A 24,896-nucleotide genomic window follows, 5' to 3' on the forward strand; every position below is an offset into this window, starting at 1 on the left:
TTTCTTGGGGGACGGTAAGGGTCGTGCGGTCCGGCTCAGGACGCCTTGTCGCCGCTGACGGCGCGATCCATGAACAGGGCGCCGCGGGTGACGATCTCCTCGCCCGCCTTGAGCCCCTCCACCACCTGCACCATGCCCTGGCCGGCGAGGCCGAGGGTGACGGCGCGGGCCTCGATGGCGCCGTCGGGCCGGGCGACCCAGACCTGGGCGCGGCGGCCCTCGTAGACGATGGCGGAGGGCGGGATCGCCGGCGCGGTCTGGCCGGGGCCGGTGAAGATCGTGAAGGCGGCGAACATCTCGGGCTTGAGCACCCGGTCGGGGTTCTCGACCTCGCTGCGCACGGCGAGGCGCCGGGTCGCCGGATCGAGGGAGGCCGCCATGTAGTCGACCTTGCCCTTGAAGGCCCGCTGGCCGAAGCCCGCCACCCGGGCCTCAATGTCCTGGCCGAGGCGGATCTTCGGGATCTCGCTCTCGCGCACGTTGGCGACGAGCCAGACCGTCGAGAGGTCGCCGATGACGAAGACCGGCTCGGCCGAGGTGCTGAGATACTGGCCGATGCCGACCTTGCGCTGGACGATGGTGCCAGCGATGGGCGCGCGCAACTGCGTCTCGGCGCTCAGGGTGCCCTTCTTCTCGTAGGCGGCGATGTCGGCATCCGACTTGCCGAGGATGCGCAGGCGGTTCTTTACCGCCTCCAGGCTCGCCTCGGCGGTCTTGAGGTCGCTCTGGGCGCCGATCACGTCGTTCTGGGCCGACTGGTAGTCCTTCAGAGCCACGGCTTTGGCCTGGAACAGCTCCTGCTGGCGGGCCGCGATGGTCACGTCGAGCTTCAGCAGGGCGGTGGTCTTGGCGATGGTGTTCAGCGCCGCCTGGTAGTCGCTCTGGGCCTGGACCATGTCGGTGGCCTCCATGGTCAGGAGCACGTCGCCGGCCTTCACCTCGTCGCCCGCCCGCACCAGCACCTTGGTGACCCGGCCCGCATAGGGCGAGGTGACCGGCACGTTGTCGTCGTCGTTGAGGGCGATGCGCCCCTCGGCCGTGCCCTCGGGCCGGAACGTCACGGCCCGGACGGGGGCGATCTCCAGGGCGGTGCGCTGGGCCGGGTTCGGGCGGAACACCCGCGCGACGGTGTCGGCGCGGCCGCCGACGGTGTCGGCCGCCTCCTCGGACGGGCCGGAGATCTGGGCCATGCGCTCGCGCACCGTGGTGAGCACCCATCCGGCGAAGGCCGAGTCGCGCTCCGACCAGGCGACGGCGCCGAGACCGGCGCAGATCACCAGCCCGAGCAGGACGATGAGTTTGGAGATGCCCTTCCGGGGACCTGTGGACATGGCGGCACTTTCCGGCGGTCGGCGCGAAGGCGTTCTCGAGGGGGGCTCGTCCCGTTGCCGGGTCGTATCCCAAGGACGGGATTCATGACGGCGCAATGACGCCGGAATGGGGGCACGGACAAAAGCCCGTGATCGCCAGCGGCTAACCCATGTTAGCCTCCGGGCCGGCGCCGACTGTGTCTTCGGCCGTGTCTTGCCGGTTCCGGCCGGGCGTCGTGCGGGCCACGTCTAGAAATCCGCGTGCAGGCGGGTGCCGAAGAAGTGCGCCGGGCCGCGGTCCCGGTTGTAGGCGGGGTTCGCCACGAACTGGTAGTCGGCCGTCAGCACCAGGGCCTTGCCGAGGCTCAGCGCGTAGTAGGCCTCCACCGCCCGCTCGGGCGCGTAGGTCAGCCGCCCGTCGCCGATGAGCAGGCCCAGCCCCCCGTTGGCGAAGTAGTCGCGGTGGGACGGCGAGAGCTGGTTCATGGACGTGCCGAGGCCGACGGTGTCGCTCGGGCGGCCCCATTGGCTGCCCTTCAGGGAGACGCCGCCGGAAAAACTCCGGTCGATGTCGGTGAAGGACAGGTTCTCGTTGCGCCCGTCGGCGGCGCTGGCGCGGGCGAACACGCCGAGATCGTCGGTGACCGCCTGTTCGAGGTTGACGTAGACCCCGCTCTTGCGGCGCGGGCGCCGGGTCGCCGCCACGGCGTCGTTGATGTCGTCGAAGGTGCCCGCCTGGGCGAGGCCGACCACCTCGCGGTAGCGCGCGCTGTTGCCGACGTTGGAGAAGGCACCGAGGCGCAGCTTGCCCGGCCGGTCGAGGAACGGCAGCACGTGGCGCTCCTCCAACTCGATGGTGAAGCCGCCGCGCTCGAACACCCGCGGGTCGAGCACGTCGCTGGACGGCTCCTTCGGCACCTGGGTGTAGGCGGCCCGCAACGCGAATTCGGCACGGTTGTACTCGACCAGAATCCCCTGCGTGTAGCCGGGCAGGTTGGCGGGGAAGTCCCAGGCCGCCGAGCTCCACAGGCCCCAATTGGCGAAATCCACGCGCGGGTCGTGGGCGTAGCGGTTGCCGTCGAAATAGTCGCCCATGGCGAACTTGCCGGCGATGAATGTGATCCGCTCGACGTCGTAGGTGTTGGCGATCTGGTTTGGGCCGTCGGGCAGGGTCTCGGTCTCGCCACCGAGACCGAAGGTCTGGCGCACGAAGTAGCGGGCGGAGCGCAGCTTCGGGAACGGCGCCCCGGCCTTCTGCGCCTCGCCGTTGGTGAAGCCGGCGACCCCGAGGGTGCGGCTGAGGCCGAAGCCCTGGGAGAATTCCGGGTTGTAGTAGAGCTCGGTGCTGTCCGTGAGCTTCAGGCCGAGGAACAGCGTCGCCGTGGTCGTCGCCTGCGCCTGGTGCGGCACGAGGCTGTTGGGGCCGCTGTAGGGCGCACGGAACCCCGCCACGGCCTGGTTGAAGAACGTGGTCTGGCCGTGGAGCGAGAAGCGCTCGCCGAGCACCGGGCCGGATTCTTCCGCCTCGTCGGGCAGGCGCAGGCCGCCCGGATGCCAGCTCAGGCGCGCCATCACCTCGTTGGCGATGAAACCGGCCCGGGTCGAGACCGGGCCGCCCGCCGCCCCCGGCACCGTGCCGAGGTCGAACCGGCCGCTGCCGCCGAGATCGTTGTAGCGGTAGTCGATCCCGAGGCTGAAATGCTCGGAGACGGCGAACTGCACGCCGGCCCCGAGGGTGAAGCCGAGATAGGTGCGGTCGCGCCGCGCGGTGCCGACCGCGCCCGTCGCGGGGTCGGGATAGGTCGCGAGGAACCGCGCCTCGGCCCCCGTGAGCCCGAAGGTGGCGTAGATCAGCGACCGCTCGAAGGCGACGCCGAGGCGCCCGCGCACGGCGCCCAGCACGTCGGACTTGACCCGGATGAGGCTGAAGGCCGGATCGACGGCCTCGGTGCCGAAGCCCGGCGCCGTCGAGGCCACGGGTCGCTTGAGGTTGCTCCCGAAGAGGTCGGCCTCCACGCCCGCGAGCCACGGGCCGGTCTGCCAGTTGTAGCCCGCGAAGGCGCCGCCGACGGCGGTGGTGGCCTCGCGGCTGCGGTCCGAGCGCCCCGTCGCGTCCCCGGTCCGGAAGGCCGGGACGCCCCGGCCCCCGACGGTGGTCCGGCCGAAATCGAAGGCGCCGAACGAGGCCCCGGCGCTGCCCTCGAGCCCGAGATAGACGCCGCTCCAATCGACGAAGGCGGGCGCGACGCGGGGTGCGGCGGCCAGATCGGCGGCTCCGGCCGCCGGGGCGAAGCTCAGGCCGACCGCCAGCGTGGTCGCCCCCGGGAGCCTGCGGAACGAACGGGGAAGGAACGGCATCGGGGGTGTCTCGGACGGGCTGGATCGCAGGCCCCGCCGCATTACCCCGGCCGAATGACCCCCGCATGTCGGGCGGGGACGCGAAATCGAACCGGTGTGGAAGGGTGTCGGGGAAGGGTGCCGGGATTGTATCGGCCGGTCACGCTTTTTCACATGTCTTAATCCCTCGCCCGGTCGAAGCCGCGTCGGTGGCGCCGGATTGTTGCCTTCGCGCCACGGTCGCGCCGGGAGGCCGCACCTGCGGCAGGACGCCATGCGGCGCGTGCGTTCGCCCGATGCCATGTCGCCAGATGCTATGTCGCCCGCGAGGGGCGCGGCTGCGGCGGACGATCGGGAGCACGATGGGACGAACGAGTGGGGTGAAGGCCGGGGCCATGGCGGCGCTCGCCCTGGGCGGTGCCGGCATGGCGGCGCCGGTGCGGGCCGGGTCGTCGGCGCAGCCGGGCCAGACCGTGGGCCTGCCGGCCGGCGCGCCATTCGCGGTCGGCCTGTACTTCGTCAACACGTCGAGCTTCGGCATCCGCAGCACCGAGCCGCGCGGCACCGAGCTCAACATCAACCTGCCGAGCTTCATCTGGGCGACGCCCTGGACCGTGGCGGGCGGGCGCCTGCAATTCGTCGTGCTCCAGCCCATCGCGGCCTCGAGCACCCGGGGTGCGGCCTACCAGAGCGGCTTCGGCCAGACCCTGCTGGCCGGCCAGATCGCCTGGACCCTCGGCGAACACGTCCATGCGAGCTACCTGCTCGGCGCCTACCTGCCGAGCGACACCCGGATCGTGATCCAGAACGCGGTGCTGCACCAGCGCTTCGCCGTGACCTACAACGGCGACGGCCTCAACCTCACGGCGCACGCCCTCTACGGCACCGTGCTGGAGACGGTCTCGCCGCTGGGCACCGCGTATTACCCCGACTTCCTCAACCTCGACCTCACGGCGACGAAGAAGTTCGGGAAGTGGGAGGTCGGCCCCGTCGCCTTCGGCTCTACGGATCTGCCGACGCGCAACCCCGCCTACAAGCGCCAGGGTCAGGTCGCCGTGGGCGGCCTCGTCGGCTACGATTTCGGCCCCGTGAACCTCCAGGCCTATGTCACCCGCGACGTGGTCCAGAGCAATTACGGCGGCCGCGACACCCGCGGCTGGCTGCGCGCCATCGTGCCGATCTACAAGGACGCCGAGGCCGCCCCGTTGCGACCCGTCTTCGGGCGCTGATCCGCGTCTACGCCAGAAGACGTGCCCGTCGCCCGACCCACAGGGTGCCGGCCGCACCCGCAAATAGGGCGAGGCCGAACACCCAGCCGGAGACGGCGCCGGCCATGATCCCCGACAGCAGGGTGCCGACGCTGCAGCCGAGCCCGGTCATGGCGCCCCAGCCGAGGAGGAGCCCGCCGATGAGGCCGCGCCCGATCTGGCCCGGCGTCGGCAGGGCCGGGCGGAACTGGCCCGCCGCGAGGGCCGCCGCGAGGGAGGCCAGCACGAGGCCGCCGACGAACAGGCCGTTGGGCGTCAGCACCGCGTCCCGCACGGCCGTGGCGCAGCCCCGGAACGTATCGAGCCCCTCCAGGCGCTCGGGCAGCAGCCCGAAGGCCCCCGCCGCCTGCCGGCTGCGTCCGCCGATCTCGGCCGTGACCCCGAGGGGGCCGACCCGCAGGTAGGCGAGGGTCGCCAGCGCCCCCACCGCCAACCCGCCGAGCCAGACCGGCCAGCGGACGACGAACACCGCGTGCCAGGGGCTCGTTGGCGGCGGGTGGCTCTGCGGCAGGTGGCTCTGCGACAGGTGGCTCTGCGACAGGTGGCCCGGTGGCGCCACGGCTTCGGGCGCCGGCAGGCGGCGCAGCAGGAGCAGGGCGAGGGCGCCGAGCACCGCCAGGGCGGCGACGAGGCTCCCGGCGTAGCCGAGGTGGCGCGGCAGCCACAGGACCGGCGCCTCCGAGACGCTGGCGAGGTAGAGCGGATTCCAGGTGGCGAACCCGAGGGCGAAGCCGAGGCCGGTGCCCAGCAGCGCGAACGGCGCCGTCGGCGAGCCTTCGCCCAGGCGGTAGAGATGCGCGCCGATGCAGGAGCCCGAGATCGCCATGCCGGCCCCGAACACCGCGCCGGCGAGCACGAGCACCGGTCCCACCGGGCCGATATGGGCGTCGGGCGGCAGGCGCGCGCCGGACGGGTCCGGCATCCAGGCGCCCAGCACCACGGTATAGCCGGCGATTCCCGCCGCGAGGGCGGCCAGGATGCCGAGCATCCCGCGCGGATCGCCCGTGACGAGGAGGTCGCGCCACTGGCAGTAGAAGCAGAAGCGGCTGCGCTGGAGCACGAAGCCGAACAGGGCGCCGAAGGTCAGGGACAGGGCGAGCCGCCCGCCCCCCGGTTCGCCCGCGAGGGTGTGGGCCGCAAGGGCGAGGCCGCCCGCGATGGCGAGCGCCCCGGCGACCCGCAGGGGGGCGCCCCCGTCCGTCCGGACGGAGACGTTCGATGGGGCGGACGGCGCAAGGGGGCGCGCCGCGACGCCGTCGCTCACTTGCCGCCCCAGACGGTCCCGGCGAGGTTCACCACGGGCACGCCGACGGTGTTGCCGTACTCGGTCCACGAGCCGTCGTAGTTGCGGGTCGGGTAGCCGAGGATGCGGCTGAGGACGAACCATGAGTGGCTGGAGCGCTCGCCGATGCGGCAGGAGGTGATGATCGGCTTGGTGCCGTCGATGCCGGCCGCCGCGTAGAGGGCCTTGAGTTCCGCCGGAGACTTGATCGTCCCGTCGGCGTTCACCGCTTTGGCCCAGGGCACGTTCACCGAACCGGGGATGTGGCCGGCGCGGATGGCGAGTTCCTGCACCCCGGCCGGGGCGATCACCTTGCCGCTGAACTCGTCGGGCGAGCGGATGTCGAGGATCTGTTCGTCGCGCTCGCGTTTGGCCACCGCCAGCACGTCGGCGAGGCGGGCGCGCAGGGCCGGCGAAGCCGGCGTGACGGCGAAGGCCGAGGCCGCGACCTCGGGGTTGCGGGTGTCGAGGGGGCGCTTCTCGGCCTCCCACTTCTTGCGTCCGCCATCGAGCAGCTTGACGTTGTCGGTCAGGCCGTACTGGGCGAACACCCAGGCGCCCCAGGCGGCGAACCAGTTGTTGTTGTCGCCGTAGAGCACCACGGTGGTGTCGCGGTCGATGCCCAGCCGCCGCACCAGGGCGGCGAACTTGTCCGGCCCGGCGATGTCGCGGCTCACGGTCTCGACGAGGTCCGTGTGCCAGGCGACGTTCTGGGCGCCGGGGATGTGCCCGCGCTCGAACACGCCCGGATCGACGCTGACCTCGACGATGCGGAGCTTCTTCGCCTCGAGGTTCTTCTCCAGCCATTCCGTGGAGACCAGGGGGCTCGCCGTAGACTGCGCGGCGTTCGGTTGGGTCGCGGCCACGGGCTCCTGCGCGGCGACCCCGAACGCGGGTGTGAGCACGGTCAGGGCGAACGCGAACAGGCAGGCGGATTTTCGCAGCACGGGAGACACTCCGGGATCGCACACAGTCTCCCGAACCCCCCGGTGCGACCGGGAGATTCGAGACCTGCAAGGTCAGGATCGGCCTCGCCGCCGGACGCCTGATTTCGCGATGGGAGGATCACTGATCGGACCAGCAGTGCGGCGGCGAACCATCGACAATGTCGCCTTGCCGCATGCATCAAGTCAAAGGAATGCTGTTCTGTATTACGTTCGGGTGCAGCAAGTCTATCGCCCCAAAACCCTTGGTTTCATGAAGGATTATCTTGGCGGCTCGAACGTGCGGCCGTTCGGGGAGCCAATCGCCCTCAGCGCTCGACCCGGAGGCTCCCGACGAAGCGCCGCGCGACCTCGCGCACGGCCTCGTCGTCGCGCTCGTCCGCCGGACCCTTGTCCCAGAGATGATCGAGGCTGCATTCGAGATCGTCGAGCAGTTCGGGATGACGCTGGGCGAGGAACCGGATGGTTCCGAACAACAGGTGTTCGACGGCCATCTCGCGGCGTCGGGCGTCGATGATCTGCTGGGCGGGGTCGGCGCTGTGCTGGCTCATGGCGTTCCAACCGGCGGCCCCGGCCCCGGGTTCGACGGGCGGCCTCCCCCATGATGCCGCATGGCGTCCCGGGGGGTCAGGCCGTCATCTGGGGGGCGGGCTGGGATCGGCGTGAAGCCCCCCGTGGGAGCGCATCCCCGTGCGGGGGCACGAACGGCTGCACGAGGACGCGCCGGCCGCTGAGGTCGTGGACGCTGACGTACCAGGCGGACCAGTCCGTCTCCCCGTCGAGGCGGCCCATCAGGTCCTGCGCCACGCTTTCCGCCCAGCGGGTCACGCGGCCGGGTGCGCGGATGTCCTTGCCGACGGCGTCGAACACGAAGTCCGAGCCGTTCATCGCATGGAAGCGGTAGCGGGCCATGGAGGTCCCTCCCTGTCGTGATCGCGTCGGACAACGCACGAGTTCATGATATGTTCTTGTTATATGACGGGATTCGCCGCAGGCAAGCGGCGGCCTTCCGCAAAGCCGCGCGTTCCGGAAGAAAAGCCCGGGTCACGTCCAGTACAGGACCCGCGCCATGGGCAGGTGACGCCCCAGCATCTCCGTAAGGGACGCGCGCAGGGTCCGCATGGTCTCGGCGGGGAAGACGTACTTGGTCGAGCCGAACTTCGTCAGCTTGCGGGTGCGCGCCGCCTCGTCGAGGTCGAGGTCGCTGCCCGGATACCAGTCGCGCAGGACGGTCTTCGAGCCGGGCGTGAACCGGTGGGTGATGAGTTCCGCCGTGAGATCGAGGTCGGGGATTCCGGCCAGCGCCGCGGCGATGCGGGCGAACAGATCGTCGTAGCCCGCCGGCCAGTCGGCGAAGGGCTGGATCGGCGCCACCGTGAGCCCGACGCGGTAGCCGTCGCGGGCGAGGCGCGCGAGCCCGTCGAGGCGGGCCTGGAGCGGGCTGGTGCCGCCCTCGAAGCGGATCAGCGCTTGGGCGTTCACCGACATGCGGACCCGCACCCGCCGTCCGTGCGGCAGGCCGATGAGGGGCGAGACGTCGCCGAACTTGCTGGTGAAGCGCAGCTGCACCGGCGCGTCCCAGCGCCCGAAGAACCGCACGGCCTCCGACAGGCTGCCGGTGAGGTGCTCGATGCCGAGGGGGTCGGCGTAGCAGGAGCCCTCGAAGGTGGTGCCCTCGTGCGCGCGCTCGGGCGACACGGAGGTGACGCCGCCGCTGCCGAGATGCGCCGGCAGCACGGCGAGGATCTCGTCGACGTTCGCGTAGACGCGGGTGATCGGCGGGCCGCTGAGCGAGCCGGCGAGGTAGCAGTACTGGCAATGGGCGTGGCAGCCCTCGGCGAGGTCGAAGCGCCAGTCGGCCGAGGGCGGGATCGGCTGCAGCCGGCGCTTGCTCGGGGGCGCCACCACCACCGCGAGGGTACCCTTGGCGGCGCGGTAGGCCGCGCGCGGGTCGTCGTGCTTCGGGGCGACCAGGCGATCGCCGGCGAGTTCGACCACCTCGGCGCCGAGGGCGGCGGCGCGCTCGGCGATGGCCCGGCCATGGGCGAACCCGCGGGCCGCGCGGGTGACGAGGACGCGCTGGGGCCGCCACAGGCGGGGCGGGGATGCGGCGGCGGGGGACGGCGAGGGGAGGGGCATGGTCGCGGCGCCTGCTGGGCGACCGCGCCCGCCCGCCGGCCGGGGCCGGCTCGGTCGAACGACGGTTCGTCCGGTACGGTGATGAGTCCCTTCGGGAAATAGGGATCGGCGACCGGATGGCGATGCCCCGCGCGTGCGACAGCTTGCGCAAGCGGGTCCGGGTCCGCATGACAGGCGAAGCCGCCCACCCCGGGCCCCCGACCCCGGGCCCCCCAATCCAAGGACCACGCATGCACGGACCCGGACGGACAAGCAGCCGCGTGGCCCGAACCGTGGCGGGCGGGCTGGCGATCCTGGCCGGCTTCGCGGCCCGGCCTGCGGCGGCCATCACGCCGGTCGACGTCGTGGGCGTGGAGAGCTGCGACGCCTTCCTCGACGCGTATGCGCGATGCGCCGCGAGCCCGGGCGTGCCCGAGGCGGCCCGGCCCGGCATTCGCCAGGGCATCAACACCCTGCGGGAGAGCTTCCGGAGTGCCGTGGCGCGCGATGCGTCCGCTCGCCCGACGGTGGCGTATCAATGCGCCCAGGCCCACGAGGCCGTACGCCGGAGCCTGACCGAGGCCTTCCGGTGCGACTTCCCGGCCCTGGCCCCGGCCGCGCAGGCCCTGCTGCAGACCCCGCCCGCGCCGCCCTCCGGACGGGCGCCGGCCCGTGCGCCCGCGCCCCCGAACCCCGAGGCTCAAGTCCTGGCCCAAGTCCTGGCCAAGGCCAACGCCTACACGGAGGTGCAGAACCACCTCGTCCGCTCCCACCCCCTGGAGCGGCAGCTCGCGGACTACCGCCGCGACAACGAGCGGGTCCTGAAGCTCGGGACCAAGCTCGGCACCAACGCCTGGTACCATTTCGGCATCGTCGATTTCGACGGGGTCCTGGACGAACTGGACACGGCGATCGCGCTGCCCGGGACCGTGCCGGAGATCGACGCCGAGGCCGCGCGCCTGCGCGACGCCCTGCGCGCCCTCAACCCGACCCTGAAGGCCCTGACCCGCTACCAGACCACCCGCGAGTTCAAGGAGGACGGCTACCGCTTCGCCCGCGAGCAGCATCCGATCCTCGTGCCCCGCGTCGAGGCCGCCGCCAAGGCCATGGACGCCTATGGCACCGCCCTGTTCGAGCGTGAGATCGCCCGGGACGAGGCGCGCCTCGCCGCGCTGCCCGAGGACGCGCCCGCCCGCCGGCTCCTGTCCACCAGCCTCGCCCTGCGCCGGGCGGTGCGGCGGTTCGAGGCCCTGGGGCCGAAGGCCGACGTGGCGCCCTTCCTCGCCGCCCTCGCGGCGGTGTCGACGGCCAACGCGCAGCTCGGCGCGACCCTCGACGCCCTGAGCCCCAAGGCGAATTCGTCCTGCACCGGCTACACCGACACCGTCGCCCGCGTGATCGGGCACGGCCGCGACGTCGCCCGCGACATCCGCGCCAAGGGCGATCCGAGCCAGCCGGCCCAGCTCTTCGGCGAGACCTACAACCGCTCGGTCCGCGACCTCGAATCCTGCCACCGCAACGAGGCGCGCGTCCGGCCGGGTTAGAAACCCGGCCGGACGCGCATCCCCCACCAAAACCCGCGAGGTCTCCCCATGCGTTCCGGTCGTCGCTTGTCCGAACGGTGGTTCAATTTCGTGCTGTGGCTCGTGGCCCTCGCCTTCGCGGTGTTCCTCATCGGCCTCGGCGCCCTCGTGGTCGGCGACCTGCCGCAGGTCGAGCACCGCTTCACCCTCGAACAGTTCCTCGACCGGGAGCAGGCCCGAGCCTCGACGGACGCCCTCAAGGCGATCCGCCGCGCGCAGGACGACGCCCGGCGGCAGGCCGAGCAGGCGCAGCTCGCCCTCGACGCCGCGCGCTCGGCCTCGGAGGCCGCCCGCGAAACCTTCGCCAACTGGCTGAAGACCCGCGACGCCACCCGGCGCGTCGACCAGGACCCGGCCCTCATCGCCCGCACGGAAGGGCTCGACGCCCTGAAGGCGGCCGAGCGCGCCGTGGAGGAGCGCCTGGAGGCCCTGAACCGCACCGCCCTCGACCTCTCCGAGCGCGAATCCGCGCAGGACGCCGTCGAGGCCGAGCTGCGGGGCGCGGCCCAAACAAAGCTCGACGCGGCCGAGCACGGCCAGGAGCTGCGGGTGTTCGGCTACCGCCTCGCCCTCACCTTGCCCCTGCTGGCGCTCGCCGGATGGCTGCTCGCCCGGCGCCGCCACACCCGCAACTGGCCCTACGTCTGGGGCTTCGCCCTCGCCGCCGCCTTCGCGTTCTTCGTGGAGCTGGTGCCCTACCTGCCGAGCTACGGCGGCTACGTGCATTACGGCGTCGGGGTAATCGTGACGTTCCTCGTCGGCCGCACGGCGATCAACGCGCTCCACGCCTACAACGAGCGCCAGAAGGCGGCGGAAGCCCGCCCCGACGCCGAGCGCCGCACGGAGATCGCCACCGACCAGGCCCAACTCCGCCTCGCCAAGAAGGTCTGCCCCGGCTGTGAACGGCCCATCGACCTCGCCAACCCGGCCGCCAATTTCTGCCCGCATTGCGGCATCGGCGTCTTCGAACGCTGCCCGGCCTGCGACCACCGCAAGAGCACCTTCGACCGGTTCTGTTATTCGTGTGGGACGGTGGGTACGCCTGGACCGGCGCCGGTGTGATGTTTGGGGTGGAGGCGGGGGATTGCTTTGGATCGCGCGGCCGCGAAAAGTCCCAATCCTGAGAGTTATGGCGATCCCAGATGGGGCTTTGGCCTGATTCTTCTCAACCCCCTCATCCTGAGGTGCCGCGTCGGCGGCGTTGAAGGAGGGCTCCAAGGGTCGCTCTGGCTTTTGGAGCCCTCCTTCGAGGCTTATCCCTTCGCGATGAGCACCTCAGGATGAGGATGTGGGTCGGGGACCCCCGCGCCCCACCCTTGACCCTCGCCCCCCGATCCACAACAAGAGAACAAAGACCGAACAGTTCGCCGCGCCCGAGACGCGAGGGCCGATGTCGCGCGAGACCGAAGCCACGACCGACGCCAGCACCGCGCCCACCCGGAAGATCATCCACATCGACATGGATGCGTTCTACGCCTCCGTGGAGCAGCGCGACGATCCGGCTCTGCGGGGGCGGCCCCTGGCGGTGGGCGGGTCGCGGGAGCGCGGCGTCGTCGCGGCGGCGAGCTACGAGGCGCGGGTGTTCGGCGTGCGCTCGGCGATGCCCTCGGTGACGGCCCGGCGGCTCTGCCCCGACCTCGTCTTCGTCAAGCCACGCTTCGACGTCTACAAGGCGGTGTCGGCCGAGATCCAGGCGGTGTTCTCCGAGCACACGCCCATCGTCGAGCCGGTCTCCCTCGACGAGGCCTATCTCGACGTGACCGAGAACCTCCGGGGGCTGCCCACCGCGACCGCGGTCGCCCGCGCCATCCGGGCCGAGATCCTGGCCCGCACCGGCCTCGTCGCCTCGGCGGGGGTCTCGTACAACAAGTTCCTGGCCAAGGTCGCGTCCGACTACCGCAAGCCCGACGCCCTGTTCGTCATCACCCCCGCCATGGGCCCGGCCTTCGTCGAGGCCCTGCCCATCGGGCGCTTCCACGGGGTCGGCCCGGTGACGGAGGCCAAGATGAAGCGCCTCGGCATCCTCACGGGCGGCGACCTCCGGGCGCGCTCGCTCGCCGAGTTGCAGGCCGTGTTCGGCAGCGCGAGCGGGTATTACCACGGCGTCGCCCGGGGCATCGACGAGCGCCCCGTGCGGGCGCACCGCATCCGCAAGTCGGTGGGGGCCGAGACCACGTTTTCGGAGGACACCACCGCGTTCGACGTGCTGGCCGAGCGGCTTCAGCCGCTCCTCGACAAGGTCTGGACCACCTGCGCGGGCAAGGGCGTCGCCGGCCGCACCGTGACCCTGAAGCTGAAGTTCTCGGATTTCGAACAGATCACCCGGGCGCGCTCCCTCGGCGCGCCGGTCGCCAGCCGCGAGGCGATGGCGCAGGTCAGCCTCGGCCTCCTGCGCGACGTGTTCCCCCTGCGCCGCAGCGTGCGGCTGATCGGGGTGTCGCTCTCGGGCCTCGACACCGGCGCGGGCGAGGCCCCGCGCCAGCTCGGCCTCGCCGTGTGAGGCCCCCCGCCTACCGGGCCGGCGGCTGCCAGATGGCGAGGGCGGAGGCGTCGACGGGGCGGGGCAGCAGGCCCTCGGCCCGGAAGGCGTCGGCGATCTTTTGCTGCTCCCCCAGGGCCGCCCGGGTGACGGGTTCGACCCGGTAGCTGCGGCGGGCGTTGGCGCGCACGATCACGTCGGCGTCGATCTTCCACAGGGGCGCCAGGCGGGCGGCGGCGGCCTCCGGCTCGGCCTTCACGAAGGTGCCGGTCTCGGCGAGCTTGGCGAACAGGATGCCGAGGACGTCGCCGGATTTTGCCACGTAATCGTCGGCCGCGAGGTAGTAGCGCGTGTAGAGCGACAGGCCGGCGCCGTCGCGCAGGACCCGCGCGCCCGATTGCTGGCGGGCCGCCGACAGGAACGGGTCCCACGCCACCCAGGCCTCGACGCCGCCGCTCGCCAGGGCCGCGCGGCCGTCGGCGGGGGTGAGGTAGGCGGGGGTGATGGCCTTGAACGAGAGGCCGGCTTCGGCGAGCGCCGCCAGCAGCAGGTAGTGGCTGCCCGAGCCCTTGGTCACGGCGACCCGCCGGCCCTTGAGGTCGGCCACGGATGTGAGCGGCGAATCTCCCGGCACCAGGATCGCCTGGGCCTCGGGCGAGGGCGCCTCCTGGGCGATGTAGGTGATCTTGGCCCCCGCCGCCTGGGCGAAGAGCGGCACCGTGTCGGCGACATCCGCCGAGACGTCGATCTGCCCGGCGTTGAGGGCCTCCATGATCGGCAGGCCGCTGGTGAACTCGTGCCAGGACACCGTGACGCCCGCCGGCTTGAGGGCGGTCTCCAGGCCGGCATCCTGGCGCAGCAGGGCGATGAGGGTCGAGGAGCGCTGGTAGCCGATGCGCAGGGTCCGGTCGGCGGCCTCGGCGGGCCCGAGGCCGAGGGAGCCGATGCCGAGGGAGAGGAGGGCGGCCCCGGTCATCACGGCGGCCCGCAGGGCGGATTTCAGGGAACGATGCATGGGTGCCTCGCAAGGGGGGGAAGGGGTGAGGAGGGTGGGGCTCAGCGCAGCGGGATGTCGCGCGGCGGGCGCAGGCCTTCGCCGCCCCGGTCCCGGCGCGGGCGCGGCCGGGCCGCCTCGGGCGGCCGCGAGGGGTAGTTCGACGCGAACGGGTTCGGCGGCACGGTGTCGGGGGCCGGCGCGCGCCCGCGGCCCTGCGCTCCGGCGGGTCCACTCGCGGGTCCGCACACCGAGCCGCAGGCCAGCCCCGCGAGGATCAGGGCACGAAAGGCGGACAGGCGCATGGGCGGACCTCGGGGGCGAACGGCGACGACGGCTTGGACCCCATACCCCGGCCGCCCATATGGGGCGAGGCCCCGCGGGACGTCGCACGCGCGACAGCGAGGATCCGGGACAGGAGACGCCGCATGGAGCCCCACACCTTCGAGCAGGACGGCGTGACCTACGAGGTCCGCTTCACCCGCGAGGCCGAGGCCTGGATCGCCCGGATCCGCCGGGCCGGCGAGGCGACGGCGCAGATCGTCGCCTTCCCGCACGGGCGCGGCTACGATTCCGACGACGTCCGCGCCTCCCTCATCGCCGGCTGCGAAGCGGCGGTGCCGAACCTCCCCTGGGCGGCCGTCACCCGGCATTAGGGGGGCGGCGATGGGCTCAGGCCCGGTGGGCCAGCAGCCAGACCACCGCGACGGCCAGGGCCAGGGCGACGAGCTTCCAGAACAGGACGGGGTCGCGCTCCAGCAGGGCCGCCGGCCGCAGGCCCGGCAGGGCGGCGTTCGGCGCGCGCAGGTCCGCCACGAAGGCCGAGGCGGCGTCGTAGCGCAGCGCCGGGTTCGGATGCACGGCCTTGCGCAGGGCGGCGTCGACGAAGGGCGGCAGCCCGGCGCGGGCGGCGGCGACGGAGACATAGTTCAGCCGCCGCCCGCGCGCCTCCGTGACGGCCTGCGCCGCCTTGGCGCCGTAGGGCAGGCGCCCGGTGAGCATCTGGTAGGCGATGACGCCCACGGAGAACAGGTCCGAGGCCGGCGTCGCCGGGTGGCCCGCGAGGCACTCGGGCGCCGTGTACTGGATCGTGCCGAGGGCGGGTTCGCCCCCTTCCGCATCCTCCGCGATGCCGGCGACCCGCGTCGAGCCGAAATCGATGAGGCGGACGGTGCCGCCGCTGTCGAGGAGGATGTTGGCGGGGCGCAGGTCGCCGTGCACCATCTCGCGCCGGTGGAAGGCCTGCACCCCGCGGGCGATCTGCTCGACGAGGCCGCGCACGGTTTCGAGGCCCGGCGCGTGGTTGTCCCGCAGCCACTGGGCCAGGGTCTGGCCTTCGACGTAGTCCATCACCGTGTAGAGGTGGCTGCGGGGGCGGGTCTGCACGGGGGCCGTCAGCACGTGCGGGCTGTCGATGCGCCGGGCGATCCACTCTTCCATCACCATCCGGCGCAAACCCGCGGGATCGCCGTGCAGGTCCGTCGAGGGCATCTTGAGGGCGACCTGCGCGCCGGTCTCCCCGTCGAGGGCGAGGTAGACGTGGCTGCGGTGGCTCGCGTGCAGAGTGCGCAGGACGCGGTAGCCGTCGAACAGGGCCGGCGGGTCGAGGAGCGGGGCCGGGGGCAGGTCCGCGCTCCGGCCGAGATGCTCGGCCGGATCGCCGTCGGGCAGGGCGTCGATGCGCACGATCTGGACGGTGAGGTTGTCGCCGCTGCCGTTCTCGTAGGCACGCCTGACGATCGCTTGGGCGGCCCGGTCGAGATCGTCGCCGTGCCGGGCCACCTCCGCCGCCATGGCCTCGGGCCGCACGTGCTCGTGCACGCCGTCGGTGGTCAGGAGGAAGACGTCGCCGCGCTCGAGGCCGACCCGGCGATGGTCGATCTCCACGTGGGCGGCGGCGCCCAGCGCCCGGCCGAGATAGGATTCGGTGGCCGACAGGACCACGCGGTGGTCCTCGGTGAGGTCTTCGAGGGAGCGCCCCGACACCCGCGACACGCGGGCGTCGCCGACGTGGAAGATGTGGGCCGTGCGCGACCGGAGCACGAGGGCGCTGAAGGTGGTGACGTAGCCCCGGTCCCGGCCGCCCTCGGGGTCGTGCCGTTGGCGGTTGCGCCGGGTCTCGGCGTGGAGCCACGAATTGGTGGCCGCGATGACGCGCTGCGCCGAGGTCTTCACCGACCAGGTGTCGGGGGTGTCGTAATAGTCCGACAGGAAGCTCTTGACCGCCGTTTCGCTGGCGATGTGGCTGACGGGGCTGCTGCCGATCCCGTCCGCGATGGCGAGGACGGCGCCCTTGAGGGCGAGGGCGGGGCGCGCGGGGAGGGCGGCCCCGTGGAAATCCTGGTTGGTCTCCTTGCGGCCGCGTTCGCTGTGCTGGCCGAGGGAGAGCGTCAGGTCCTGGGGCATCGTCCGGGAATCATCGAGGAACGGTGGGCCGGGCCCCGCGCTGCGAGGCCCGGACGGTCGTGCCGGATTCGGTGTCTCTCACAAAACTCCCGCTGCACCGAAGGGCTCGGCGCGAGAACCGGTCGTGACCGGGAGTATTGTGAGGCACGCTCAGGCCGCGTGGCGGCGCTCGATCCCGACCACGTTCCGCTTCGGGGCGGTGCGGACGTGGGTGGTGTAGAGGGTGAGGCCCGTGAAGGCGAGGCCGCCGACGAGGTTGCCCAGGACCGTCGGGATCTCGTTCCAGACGAGGTAGTCCATGATCGAGAAGTGGCCGCCCATGAGCAGGCCGAACGGGAACAGGAACATGTTCACCACGGAATGCTCGAAGGTCATGTAGAAGAACAGCATGATCGGCATCCACATGGCGATCACCTTGCCGCTGACCGTGGTCGAGATCATCGCGCCGACGACGCCCGTCGAGACCATCCAGTTGCACAGCATCCCGCGGATGAAGATCGTGAACCAGCCCCCCGTGCCGTGCGCGGCGTAGCCGACGGTGCGGCGCTCGCCGATGCCCGCGATGAAGGTGCCGACCTGATCGGGCGGCGCGGTGAAGCCGAAGGTGAACACGAAGCCCATCATCAGGGCGACGGTGAGCGCACCGAGGAAGTTGCCGACGAACACGAGGCCCCAGTTGCGCAGCACGCCGCGCCAAGTGACGCCCGGGCGGCGGTCCAGCAGGGCCAGGGGCGCGAGCACGAACACGCCCGTGAGCAGGTCGAAGCCGAGCAGGTAGAGCATGCAGAAGCCGACGGGGAACAGGGCCGCGCCGAGGATGGGGATGCCGGTCTGCTGGGTGATGGTGACGGCGAAGACGGCGGCCAGCGCCAGGATCGCCCCGGCCATGTAGGCGCGGATCACGGTGTCGCGGGTCGACATGAAGACTTTGGATTCGCCGGCGTCCACCATCTTGGTGACGAACTCCGCGGGCGCGAGATAGGCCATTGCTTGTCCTTCTTCTAGTTCGAGGCTCCTGCGGGGCCGCCGGATTCGTCGCGAACGATCCGGCCCGCCACCACGCGTCGTTGCGCGGCTCGCAGAGGGCACCGGGCGGTCCATGGGACGCGCCCGACGCCTATCGAAATTCGACAACGCAAGATTCGCGCCTTTTGAATACACGCTCCGATGGGGCAGCTTCGACGGCTCCGCCGGTGGGGTTGGGCTCCGTGACTTCGACGGAGTTCGCGAATCCGCCGTGTGAATCCGGCCACCCGGACGGCGAAGGCCCTCGCCGAAACCCGAAGCGCCGGCTACCCGCCGGGAAAGGCCCGACCGGGAACCACCCGCGGCCCGCATCGGTTCGCCCCCGACAACACGAGGACCAACCCCATGACGGACGTCACCTATCGCATCGTCGAGCACGACGGCGGCTACGCCTACAAGGTCGGCGACGTGTTCTCCGAGACCTTCCCGAGCCACGACGAGGCGCTCCAGGCGGCCCAGGCCGCGGCGGCCGAGCAGCAGGTGCCGGGCTCGACCGAAGGCATCCGCTATCAGGACGGCGCGGGCGCCTGGCACGACGAGACGGCGCAGGGCAACGACCGCCCCGTCGCGAAGGTCGTCGAATAGGCCGCTCCTCGATCGGACTCTCCGCGGAGTCCTTGGACCAAAGGCCACGGGGCCGGGGTTTGCACCCGGCCCCCATCCGGTGCAAAGGCGAAACGGCGCTCCCCGCGCCCCGGAGTTTTGCCGTGAATCCGCGCCAGCCCGACCATGCCATCGATCCCCTGTTCACCGAGCGCTGGTCGCCGCGCGCCTTCACCGGCGAGGCGGTGCCGGAATCCGAATTGCTGCGGATGTTCGAGGCCGCGCGCTGGGCGCCGTCCTCCTACAATTCCCAGCCCTGGCGCTTCCTCTATGCCCTGCGCGACACGCCCCATTGGGCGCCGTTCCTCGACCTTCTCGTGCCGGGCAACCAGAAATGGGCGAAGGATGCGGGGGCGCTGGTCATCCTCGTGTCGAACACGCACATGAAGGTCGGCGATGTCCTGAAGCCCACGCCGAGCCATTCCCTGGACACCGGCGCGGCCTCGGCCAACTTCCAGCTCCAGGCCATCCGCCAGGGCTGGCACGTCCACGGCATGGGCGGGTTCGACAAGCCCCGCACCGCGACCCTGCTCGCCGTGCCGGAGGGCAACCACGTCGAGGCGGCCTACGCGGTCGGCCGCGCCAAGCCCCGCGAAGACCTCACCGAGGAGGAGCGCGAGAAGGAGGTGCCGAACGGGCGCCGCCCCATCGGCGACTTCATCCATGCGGGCGGCTTCCCCGGCCACAAGCTCTGAACCCAGCCATGCTGGCGCCCGCCTCCGACTATGCCGGCCTCGTCGCGGGCTTTTCCTGGGACATTCCCGCCCGGTACAACATGGGCGTGGAGGTCTGCGACGTCTGGGGGACGCGCGAGCCGGACCGGCCCGCCATCCTGGCGGTCACGGCGGCGGGCGTCGCCACCACCACGTTCGGCACCCTGAAGGCGGAGTCCGACCGCCTCGCCGCGGCCCTGCGCCGACGCGGCGTCGAGCCGGGCGACCGGGTGGCGGTGCTCCTGCCGCAATCGGCCGCCGTGGTGGTGGCGCATGCCGCCGCCTACAAGCTCGGCGCCATCGCGCTGCCGCTGGCTGGCCTGTTCGGGCCCGACGCGCTCGCCTACCGCCTCGCCGATTCCGGCGCCCGGGCGCTGATCACCGACGCGGCGGGCCTCGCCAAGGTCGCGCCCCTGCGCGCCGGATTGCCGGGCCTCGAACTCGTCCTCAGCCTCGACGGCGCCGGCGAGGGGGCGCTCGCCTATGCCGACCTGCTCGCCGACGCATCGGACGCGACATTCACCCCCGTGGACACCGGGCCCGACGATCCGGCCCTGATGATCTACACCTCCGGCACCACGGGGCAGGCCAAGGGCGCCCTCCACGGACACCGGGTGCTGCTCGGCCACATGCCGGGCTTCCTGATGATGCACGACTTCCCGCCGCGCCCCGGCGACCGCCTGTGGACGCCGTCCGACTGGGCCTGGGCCGGCGGCCTCCTCAACGCCACCCTGCCGGCCCTGCGCCTCGGCGTGCCCGTGGTGGCGCAGCCGGCGGCGCGGTTCGAGCCCGAGGCGGCGCTGCGGCTCATGGCGGAACACGCCGTCACCACCGCGTTCCTGCCGCCCACCGCCCTGAAGATGCTACGCACGGTGCCGGATCCGCGCGGCCGCTTCGACCTGTCGAAGCTCCGCAACATCGCCTCGGCCGGCGAGGCGCTGGGCCCCGAGACCTACGCTTGGGCGCAAGCCGCCCTCGGCCTCACCATCGGCGAGGCCTACGGCCAGACGGAGTGCAACCTCGTGCTCGCCGCCTGCCCCTCGGCCGGCGTGGCGCGGCCCGGCTCCACCGGGCGGCCCGTGCCCGGCCACCGGGTGACGATCCGGCGGCCCGACTGCACCGAGTGCGACGCCGACGAGCCCGGCGAGATCTGCATCGCGCGGCCCGACCCGGTGATGTTCCTGCGGTACTGGAACCAGCCCGAGGCGACGGCAAGCAAGTTTCGCGGCGATTGGATGCTGACCGGCGACACGGCGCGGCGGGATGCAGACGGCTATGTCCACTTCGTCGGGCGCGAGGACGACCTCATCACGTCCGCCGCCTACCGCATCGGCCCAACCGAGATCGAGGATTGCCTGAGCCGCCACCCCGCCGTGGCCCTGGCCGCGGCGGTGGGCCGGCCCGATCCCCTGCGCACGGAGATCGTGAAGGCCTACGTGGTGCTGCGCGAAGGCTTTTCCCCCTCCGAGGTCCTGGCGACCGAGATCCAGGCCTTCGTCCGCACCCGGCTCTCGGCCCACGAGTATCCGCGCCTGCTCGAATTCCGCGATCACCTGCCGATGACCACCACGGGCAAGATCATCCGCCGGCAGCTGCGCGACGAAGCGTAAGGCGGCCCACGCGAAGACGGCCGCGAGTTCTCCCACGGCCGTCCGGTCCTAGCGCTCTCGTCCTATCGCTCTCGTCCTATCGCTCTTGCGCGATCAAGCGGGGTCCGCGTACGGCAACCCGTTCGTTCAGCAGGACGAGCCGCCCGCGGTCTGGCCGTACTGCATCACCGGGCGGGTCTGCTGGTTGGCGTTGCCGTCGGCGGCCGAGCTCACGGGGCAGCCGAGGAAGGTCGGGCCGCGCTCGTCGACGTACAGGGAGCCGGTGGTCTCGGGTGCGTAGGGCGAAGACGACATGAAGCGCGACTGTCCGTCATGGGCCAGCGCCGGCGACATCGCGGCGGCACCCAGAGCAGCGCCGGCGACGAGGGCGGAAAGACGCGTCTTCATTTGAGTTCCAGGCTCCCGGTCAAGAACAGACCCGATGCCCGTCTCGATTGTGCTTGCTCAACAAGCACAGGGGTGCCCGGTTCCGGCAGCGTGTGCTGGACCGCACATGGACAAGACTGGCCTGCGGGACGCGCCCCGGAACTCCCGCCTCATACCAAATCCGGTTGATCGCTTCGCAATGCGGATTTGGGCTTCGCTCAGGCGCCGCGCGGGCTGCCTGATACTGTCCCCGAATGGATCATCCGGAGACAGTATCAGAAGTCCCGCTGCACCCGGGCCCGGACCTGGACGGCGTCGACGCTGGAGATGGTCGCGACGGGGTTGGCCGGGTTGTTGACGAAGGCGGCGTTCTGGGCCGGGGACCGGCTGAGGTCGAGGACGCGCCCGGATTGCATGCCGTAGCGGGTGTAGATCGCCTCGACGCCGATATCGAATTCCTTGACGGGGGACCAGATCAGGTTGGCGCCGACGACGAAGCGGTAGGAATCCCGCAGCACCTGGTTCAGTTCGAAGAACCGCGTGCCGGGCAGGCCCGGCCCGGTGCCGGTGACGCCCGAGGCGAGGCCTTGCGCGGCGCGTGCGCCCGGCGCGAACGTCATGGCGCCGTAGGAGCCGAAGGCCGCCGAGCGCACGGACGGCGTCCAGTAATGCAGTAGGGCCGCCGTCACCGAGACACTCGTGGAGAGTTCGAGGCGATTGGTGAGCGGGTTCAGCACCGCGTCATTGAGGAACTGGGTGAACGGCGCGCCCTGGATCGCCGTCGCCGATTGGGCGTAGGGGCCGACATAGGCCGGCAGGCCGGTGTAGAGGGCGGTGCCCTCGCCGTAGGCGGCCTGGAGATAGACCGTGTCGCCGGGGGCGAGTGCGGCCAGGTTGACCTTCACGCCGCCCTGCACGGCCCAGCCATAGGCCGAGGGCGCGCGGCCGGCGTCGCGGCTGTTGAGGGCGGTGGCGGGCGCGCCCAGATGGGTGCCGAGATAGGCGTCGCGGGCGAGCACGCCGGGGCTGACCTCGTGCAGGGCGGCGGAGCCCTGCAGCGCTCCCCAGGTGTCGTCGTAGCGCAGCACGCCGACGATGTCGGGCACGCGGCTGCGCTGGGCCGACTCGACGAAGCCGATGCCCGTGGGCGTGCCGTCCGGGTTCGCCCCGACGAAGACCGGCGACACGGCCCGGGGCGCGAACCCGCCGTCGAGGCCCGGCACCAGGGGCCGGGCGTTCTGGGTCGAATAGACCGCCGTCTGGCGGAAATGCGGATCCTCCACCGACAGGGTGGTGGAGAAGCCCCGGCCGAGCTTCGCCGTGTAGGCCGCGAGGTTGGTCGACGGGATGTTCGAGCCCATGGACGCGACGATGAACTCGAAATCGTGGGCGTAGAAGTCGAAGAACGACGAGGCCCGCCCGGCGGTGAGGCCGGAGAACTGCACGAAGGCCTTGTCCAGGGCCACCTGCTGCTGGACCCGGCCGGCGGTGTCGACGCCGGTGGCCGGGAACGCGTTGCCGATCCGGTTGAACGCCCCGGCATGCATGGTGGCGAACCCGGTCCGGCTCCCGACATCGATGCGGGTGAAGCCGCGCAGGGCCCCGTAATCGGTCTGGGTCCGGGCGTCGAAGTTGATGCGGGCGCGGGCCTGGTAGCCGCTGATGTCGCCGGCCGAATTGCGGCTGTAGGCGTTCTGGAAGGCATACTCGAACCGCGCCCGGCCGGAGACCCGCAGGCAGGTGTCCGTGCCCGGAATGACGAAGAACCCCGTCCCGGGGGTCGGGCAGATCCGGACATGCGCGTCCGTGCCCGTCCTGCCCTCGTCCGTTTCCCGGCCCGGCCGCTCCGCCGCCGCCGCCGGGACCCCGATCATCCCCACCACGCCCGCGAGCAGGCTCGTTCGTACGCGTGTCATGCCCTGTCCCGTGCGGTCCAACCCAAGACGGTCTGCAACCCAAGACGGTCTGCAACCCAAGACGGTCTGCAATCCAAGACGGGTCATAGGATCGTCGCGCGCCCCGGCCTCGTGAAGGCCGATTCCACGATCTGGCCATGCGACGGCAAAGGAGTTAGATGCGTTGCGAGGCTAAATCAATCCGATCAATGCCCTATCGATTTGCAAAGAATCGGCTGAATGGGGAAGAATATTTCTTATGATCGCGCTTCTGTCGTGCGGGATTAATTCGATGCGTGAGACGTGAACTATTGTAGCCTCGACGCAGTGTGGCTGTGCTTGTGGGGTGGTGTCGCGTACGGGGTCGCCTGGCCTCGGCTCCACCGGCCTCGGATCGATCGGAGACCTGCCGCGCGGCTGTCCCGGCGCGGGCGTGCGTGGCTTCGGGCCGGCCCGGGGCCGGTCCTCCCGGCGGGTTCGCGGGCTGCTTCTCCGGTCTCCGGCCCGGGAAGGATCGCCCCTGTGCAGGTGCGGATCGATTTTTATGATGCGGGGAAGATCACGATCCCCTAGTGATCAGCTTCCGCATGAATCTGGACTCAATTTCTGATACATAAGTTCGATGACGCGCAACTTTCGCCGCGATGATGATTTAACGAGATCCGGTCCAATAGCGGTGAGCGATCCGTGTGTCCTTCGGTCGTGGGCCGGAGGAACGTCTTGTCCGTGCCGCAATCATCGGCCGGGCGTCCGCCAGTGGTTTGGGGGCGGTCGGTGCTATCGCCGGCTGGCCGCTCGATTGGATCTCATCCGCGCGGCGAAGGATTCTCAGCACCGTGTGCGGGAATTTTCCGGAATGACGTGTTGATGCGGACGGTGCTCACGACGGAAACCATCGCGCCGCATCTGAGGTTTCGGCTGTGGCAGGAGATGCTCCTCGACCGCATCGGTCCGGTCGAGCAGAAACAGATCGACGATCGGCCGTTCCAGGGACGGATCGAGACCGCCGATGTCGGGGACATTCGGATCACCCGGGTCGCCGAGAGCGGGCTGCGGACCGAGGTGACGCCGGCGACGCTGCGACGGCGGGACGACGCCGGGACGGTGTTCGTCCTGATCCAGCTCGCGGGCCGGTCGAAGAGTTCGCAGGATGGCCGCGACGCGGTGCAGGGGCCCGGCGACATCATGGTGCTCGGCGGGCGACCCAACGTCCACCTGTCGAGCCACACGGATCGGTCGCTCGTCCTGGAGTTGCCGCGGGAGCGCCTCGAAGACTTTCTCGGCCCGACGAAGGTCTACACGGCTTTTCCGGTCGGGCCGACATCGCCGGGCGCCCTGCTGGCCGCGAATTTCTTCCAAGGCCTGTCGGAGATGACCGACGATCTCGCCCCCGAGACGGCCGGTCGCCTCTCCAAGATCGGCGTCGATCTCATCGTGGCGAGCCTGGCCGAACGTCTCGCACAGGAATTGCCGCAGGATCTCTACGGCACCGTCATCATCCAGCGCGCCAAGGCCTACGTGGAGGAGAATCTCGCGGATCCGACCCTCGACCCCCGCCAGCTCGCCGCCGCGATGGGCCTCTCCCTGCGCCGGCTGCAGGAGCTGTTCCACAGGCAGGGGCAGCACATCTCGGACTGGATCTGGGAGCGCCGGCTCAGGGCCGCCGGACAGCGCTTGAGCGATTCCGCCTGCGGCCACCTCGCCATCGCGGTGATCGCGTATGGCTGCGGTTTCTCCAATTCCGCCCATTTCAGCCGTCGCTTCAAGGACCGCTTCGGCCTGACGCCGCGCGAGTATCGCTCCGCCGCCCTGGGGGTCCCGACCCCGTGAGGCCCCGGCGCGGCCCGCAAGGCCCGTCGCGTACTAGGCTCCTGACCCATAAATTTGGCTTGTCAGGAGTGTCCGTGATTCCTTTGTGACGAAGGAGGATCGGATGGACGAGTTTTGGCTGACGGACGCACA

The 24,896-nt window shown here is 71.3% G+C and carries 22 protein-coding genes; 9 read left to right on the plus strand and 13 right to left on the minus strand.

What is annotated here, in order from left to right:
* Positions 1-35: 35 nt before the first annotated feature.
* Both ASF52_RS09050 and ASF52_RS09055 read right to left on the minus strand, forming a co-directional pair.
* Positions 36-1,331: an efflux RND transporter periplasmic adaptor subunit gene (locus ASF52_RS09050; RefSeq protein ID WP_056170991.1), complete on the minus strand. Its 1,296-nt coding sequence runs from the start codon at positions 1,329-1,331 to the stop codon at positions 36-38.
* Between the two features lie 228 nt (positions 1,332-1,559).
* Positions 1,560-3,668 carry a carbohydrate porin gene (locus tag ASF52_RS09055; RefSeq protein WP_082515256.1) on the minus strand — a complete coding sequence of 703 codons (2,109 nt, stop codon included), beginning with the start codon at positions 3,666-3,668 and terminating at the stop codon, positions 1,560-1,562.
* A gap of 341 nt (positions 3,669-4,009) precedes the next feature.
* Between ASF52_RS09055 and ASF52_RS09060 the strand changes: the two genes are divergently transcribed.
* Positions 4,010-4,876, plus strand: a complete 867-nt coding sequence (locus ASF52_RS09060) for a transporter (protein ID WP_056170995.1) — start codon at positions 4,010-4,012, stop codon at positions 4,874-4,876.
* A gap of 7 nt (positions 4,877-4,883) precedes the next feature.
* Here the strand turns inward: ASF52_RS09060 and ASF52_RS09065 are convergent, their stop codons facing one another.
* The 5 genes from ASF52_RS09065 to ASF52_RS09085 all read right to left on the minus strand — a co-directional run bounded on the left by ASF52_RS09065 (position 4,884) and on the right by ASF52_RS09085 (position 9,280).
* Positions 4,884-6,179: a YeeE/YedE thiosulfate transporter family protein gene (locus ASF52_RS09065; RefSeq protein ID WP_082515257.1), complete on the minus strand. Its 1,296-nt coding sequence runs from the start codon at positions 6,177-6,179 to the stop codon at positions 4,884-4,886.
* Positions 6,176-7,144: a sulfurtransferase gene (locus tag ASF52_RS09070; RefSeq protein ID WP_082502957.1), complete on the minus strand. Its 969-nt coding sequence runs from the start codon at positions 7,142-7,144 to the stop codon at positions 6,176-6,178. The genes ASF52_RS09065 and ASF52_RS09070 overlap by 4 nt, the downstream gene beginning before the upstream one ends.
* A gap of 305 nt (positions 7,145-7,449) precedes the next feature.
* Positions 7,450-7,692 carry a hypothetical protein gene (locus tag ASF52_RS09075; protein WP_200937390.1) on the minus strand — a complete coding sequence of 81 codons (243 nt, stop codon included), beginning with the start codon at positions 7,690-7,692 and terminating at the stop codon, positions 7,450-7,452.
* Positions 7,693-7,768: 76 nt separating this feature from the next.
* Positions 7,769-8,053, minus strand: coding sequence for a DUF6894 family protein (locus ASF52_RS09080; protein WP_244473754.1), 285 nt, complete (start codon positions 8,051-8,053; stop codon positions 7,769-7,771).
* Between the two features lie 132 nt (positions 8,054-8,185).
* Complete coding sequence (locus ASF52_RS09085; RefSeq protein ID WP_056170998.1) at positions 8,186-9,280, minus strand: spore photoproduct lyase family protein; 1,095 nt, start codon at positions 9,278-9,280, stop codon at positions 8,186-8,188.
* A 260-nt stretch (positions 9,281-9,540) separates the two neighbouring features.
* On the opposite strand from ASF52_RS09085, the gene ASF52_RS09090 reads away from it, so the two are divergent.
* The 3 genes from ASF52_RS09090 to dinB all read left to right on the plus strand — a co-directional run bounded on the left by ASF52_RS09090 (position 9,541) and on the right by dinB (position 13,342).
* Positions 9,541-10,803 (plus strand): DUF3829 domain-containing protein, encoded by a 1,263-nt coding sequence (locus ASF52_RS09090; RefSeq protein ID WP_244473755.1) that lies wholly within the window; start codon positions 9,541-9,543, stop codon positions 10,801-10,803.
* Between the two features lie 48 nt (positions 10,804-10,851).
* A complete protein-coding gene (locus ASF52_RS09095; protein ID WP_056171004.1) occupies positions 10,852-11,904 on the plus strand; it encodes a double zinc ribbon domain-containing protein in 1,053 nt (350 codons plus the stop codon).
* 328 nt (positions 11,905-12,232) lie between these two features.
* Positions 12,233-13,342, plus strand: coding sequence for a DNA polymerase IV (gene dinB / locus ASF52_RS09100; RefSeq protein WP_056171007.1), 1,110 nt, complete (start codon positions 12,233-12,235; stop codon positions 13,340-13,342).
* Positions 13,343-13,352: 10 nt separating this feature from the next.
* Here dinB and ASF52_RS09105 read toward each other — a convergent pair whose 3' ends face one another.
* Together ASF52_RS09105 and ASF52_RS09110 are read right to left on the minus strand one after the other, a co-directional pair.
* Positions 13,353-14,297 carry an aliphatic sulfonate ABC transporter substrate-binding protein gene (locus ASF52_RS09105; RefSeq protein WP_443136668.1) on the minus strand — a complete coding sequence of 315 codons (945 nt, stop codon included), beginning with the start codon at positions 14,295-14,297 and terminating at the stop codon, positions 13,353-13,355.
* Between the two features lie 80 nt (positions 14,298-14,377).
* Positions 14,378-14,620 carry a hypothetical protein gene (locus ASF52_RS09110; RefSeq protein WP_056171012.1) on the minus strand — a complete coding sequence of 81 codons (243 nt, stop codon included), beginning with the start codon at positions 14,618-14,620 and terminating at the stop codon, positions 14,378-14,380.
* Between the two features lie 123 nt (positions 14,621-14,743).
* Here ASF52_RS09110 and ASF52_RS09115 point away from each other — a divergent pair, with 123 nt between their 5' ends.
* Positions 14,744-14,971 (plus strand): hypothetical protein, encoded by a 228-nt coding sequence (locus tag ASF52_RS09115; RefSeq protein WP_056171013.1) that lies wholly within the window; start codon positions 14,744-14,746, stop codon positions 14,969-14,971.
* 16 nt (positions 14,972-14,987) lie between these two features.
* Here the strand turns inward: ASF52_RS09115 and ASF52_RS09120 are convergent, their stop codons facing one another.
* A complete protein-coding gene (locus ASF52_RS09120) occupies positions 14,988-16,721 on the minus strand; it encodes a bifunctional protein-serine/threonine kinase/phosphatase (RefSeq protein WP_056171016.1) in 1,734 nt (577 codons plus the stop codon).
* Between the two features lie 150 nt (positions 16,722-16,871).
* Positions 16,872-17,708: a formate/nitrite transporter family protein gene (locus ASF52_RS09125; RefSeq protein WP_056171018.1), complete on the minus strand. Its 837-nt coding sequence runs from the start codon at positions 17,706-17,708 to the stop codon at positions 16,872-16,874.
* A gap of 384 nt (positions 17,709-18,092) precedes the next feature.
* Here ASF52_RS09125 and ASF52_RS09130 point away from each other — a divergent pair, with 384 nt between their 5' ends.
* From ASF52_RS09130 to ASF52_RS09140, 3 genes are all read left to right on the plus strand, one after another.
* Positions 18,093-18,332 carry a hypothetical protein gene (locus tag ASF52_RS09130; RefSeq protein ID WP_056171051.1) on the plus strand — a complete coding sequence of 80 codons (240 nt, stop codon included), beginning with the start codon at positions 18,093-18,095 and terminating at the stop codon, positions 18,330-18,332.
* Between the two features lie 122 nt (positions 18,333-18,454).
* Positions 18,455-19,045, plus strand: a complete 591-nt coding sequence (locus ASF52_RS09135) for a nitroreductase family protein (RefSeq protein ID WP_056171021.1) — start codon at positions 18,455-18,457, stop codon at positions 19,043-19,045.
* 8 nt (positions 19,046-19,053) lie between these two features.
* On the plus strand, positions 19,054-20,673 hold the full coding sequence (locus ASF52_RS09140) for an AMP-binding protein (RefSeq protein WP_056171023.1): 1,620 nt from the start codon (positions 19,054-19,056) through the stop codon (positions 20,671-20,673).
* Between the two features lie 126 nt (positions 20,674-20,799).
* Here ASF52_RS09140 and ASF52_RS09145 read toward each other — a convergent pair whose 3' ends face one another.
* Both ASF52_RS09145 and ASF52_RS09150 read right to left on the minus strand, forming a co-directional pair.
* The gene (locus tag ASF52_RS09145; protein ID WP_056171026.1) at positions 20,800-21,060 is read right to left on the minus strand and encodes a hypothetical protein; all 261 of its coding nucleotides are present in this window, start codon (positions 21,058-21,060) and stop codon (positions 20,800-20,802) included.
* Between the two features lie 254 nt (positions 21,061-21,314).
* On the minus strand, positions 21,315-22,955 hold the full coding sequence (locus ASF52_RS09150) for a porin (RefSeq protein ID WP_244473756.1): 1,641 nt from the start codon (positions 22,953-22,955) through the stop codon (positions 21,315-21,317).
* An 846-nt stretch (positions 22,956-23,801) separates the two neighbouring features.
* On the opposite strand from ASF52_RS09150, the gene ASF52_RS09155 reads away from it, so the two are divergent.
* Positions 23,802-24,764: a helix-turn-helix domain-containing protein gene (locus ASF52_RS09155; RefSeq protein ID WP_056171031.1), complete on the plus strand. Its 963-nt coding sequence runs from the start codon at positions 23,802-23,804 to the stop codon at positions 24,762-24,764.
* The last annotated feature ends 132 nt before the right edge of the window (positions 24,765-24,896 follow it).

The sequence above is a fragment of the Methylobacterium sp. Leaf112 genome, assembly GCF_001423295.1.
In the GTDB taxonomy this organism is placed as follows: domain Bacteria; phylum Pseudomonadota; class Alphaproteobacteria; order Rhizobiales; family Beijerinckiaceae; genus Methylobacterium.

What these genes read in the sequence shown, in the direction of transcription:
- ASF52_RS09050 (WP_056170991.1), bottom strand. Translation starts at nt 1,331, where the DNA reads ATGTCCACAGGTCCCCGGAAGGGCATCTCCAAACTCATCGTCCTGCTC.
- ASF52_RS09055 (WP_082515256.1), bottom strand. Translation starts at nt 3,668, where the DNA reads ATGCCGTTCCTTCCCCGTTCGTTCCGCAGGCTCCCGGGGGCGACCACG.
- ASF52_RS09060 (WP_056170995.1), top strand. Translation starts at nt 4,010, where the DNA reads ATGGGACGAACGAGTGGGGTGAAGGCCGGGGCCATGGCGGCGCTCGCC.
- ASF52_RS09075 (WP_200937390.1), bottom strand. Translation starts at nt 7,692, where the DNA reads ATGAGCCAGCACAGCGCCGACCCCGCCCAGCAGATCATCGACGCCCGA.
- ASF52_RS09080 (WP_244473754.1), bottom strand. Translation starts at nt 8,053, where the DNA reads ATGGCCCGCTACCGCTTCCATGCGATGAACGGCTCGGACTTCGTGTTC.
- ASF52_RS09085 (WP_056170998.1), bottom strand. Translation starts at nt 9,280, where the DNA reads ATGCCCCTCCCCTCGCCGTCCCCCGCCGCCGCATCCCCGCCCCGCCTG.
- ASF52_RS09095 (WP_056171004.1), top strand. Translation starts at nt 10,852, where the DNA reads ATGCGTTCCGGTCGTCGCTTGTCCGAACGGTGGTTCAATTTCGTGCTG.
- dinB (WP_056171007.1), top strand. Translation starts at nt 12,233, where the DNA reads ATGTCGCGCGAGACCGAAGCCACGACCGACGCCAGCACCGCGCCCACC.
- ASF52_RS09105 (WP_443136668.1), bottom strand. Translation starts at nt 14,297, where the DNA reads ATGACCGGGGCCGCCCTCCTCTCCCTCGGCATCGGCTCCCTCGGCCTC.
- ASF52_RS09110 (WP_056171012.1), bottom strand. Translation starts at nt 14,620, where the DNA reads ATGCGCCTGTCCGCCTTTCGTGCCCTGATCCTCGCGGGGCTGGCCTGC.
- ASF52_RS09115 (WP_056171013.1), top strand. Translation starts at nt 14,744, where the DNA reads ATGGAGCCCCACACCTTCGAGCAGGACGGCGTGACCTACGAGGTCCGC.
- ASF52_RS09120 (WP_056171016.1), bottom strand. Translation starts at nt 16,721, where the DNA reads ATGCCCCAGGACCTGACGCTCTCCCTCGGCCAGCACAGCGAACGCGGC.
- ASF52_RS09125 (WP_056171018.1), bottom strand. Translation starts at nt 17,708, where the DNA reads ATGGCCTATCTCGCGCCCGCGGAGTTCGTCACCAAGATGGTGGACGCC.
- ASF52_RS09130 (WP_056171051.1), top strand. Translation starts at nt 18,093, where the DNA reads ATGACGGACGTCACCTATCGCATCGTCGAGCACGACGGCGGCTACGCC.
- ASF52_RS09140 (WP_056171023.1), top strand. Translation starts at nt 19,054, where the DNA reads ATGCTGGCGCCCGCCTCCGACTATGCCGGCCTCGTCGCGGGCTTTTCC.
- ASF52_RS09145 (WP_056171026.1), bottom strand. Translation starts at nt 21,060, where the DNA reads ATGAAGACGCGTCTTTCCGCCCTCGTCGCCGGCGCTGCTCTGGGTGCC.
- ASF52_RS09150 (WP_244473756.1), bottom strand. Translation starts at nt 22,955, where the DNA reads ATGACACGCGTACGAACGAGCCTGCTCGCGGGCGTGGTGGGGATGATC.
- ASF52_RS09155 (WP_056171031.1), top strand. Translation starts at nt 23,802, where the DNA reads ATGCGGACGGTGCTCACGACGGAAACCATCGCGCCGCATCTGAGGTTT.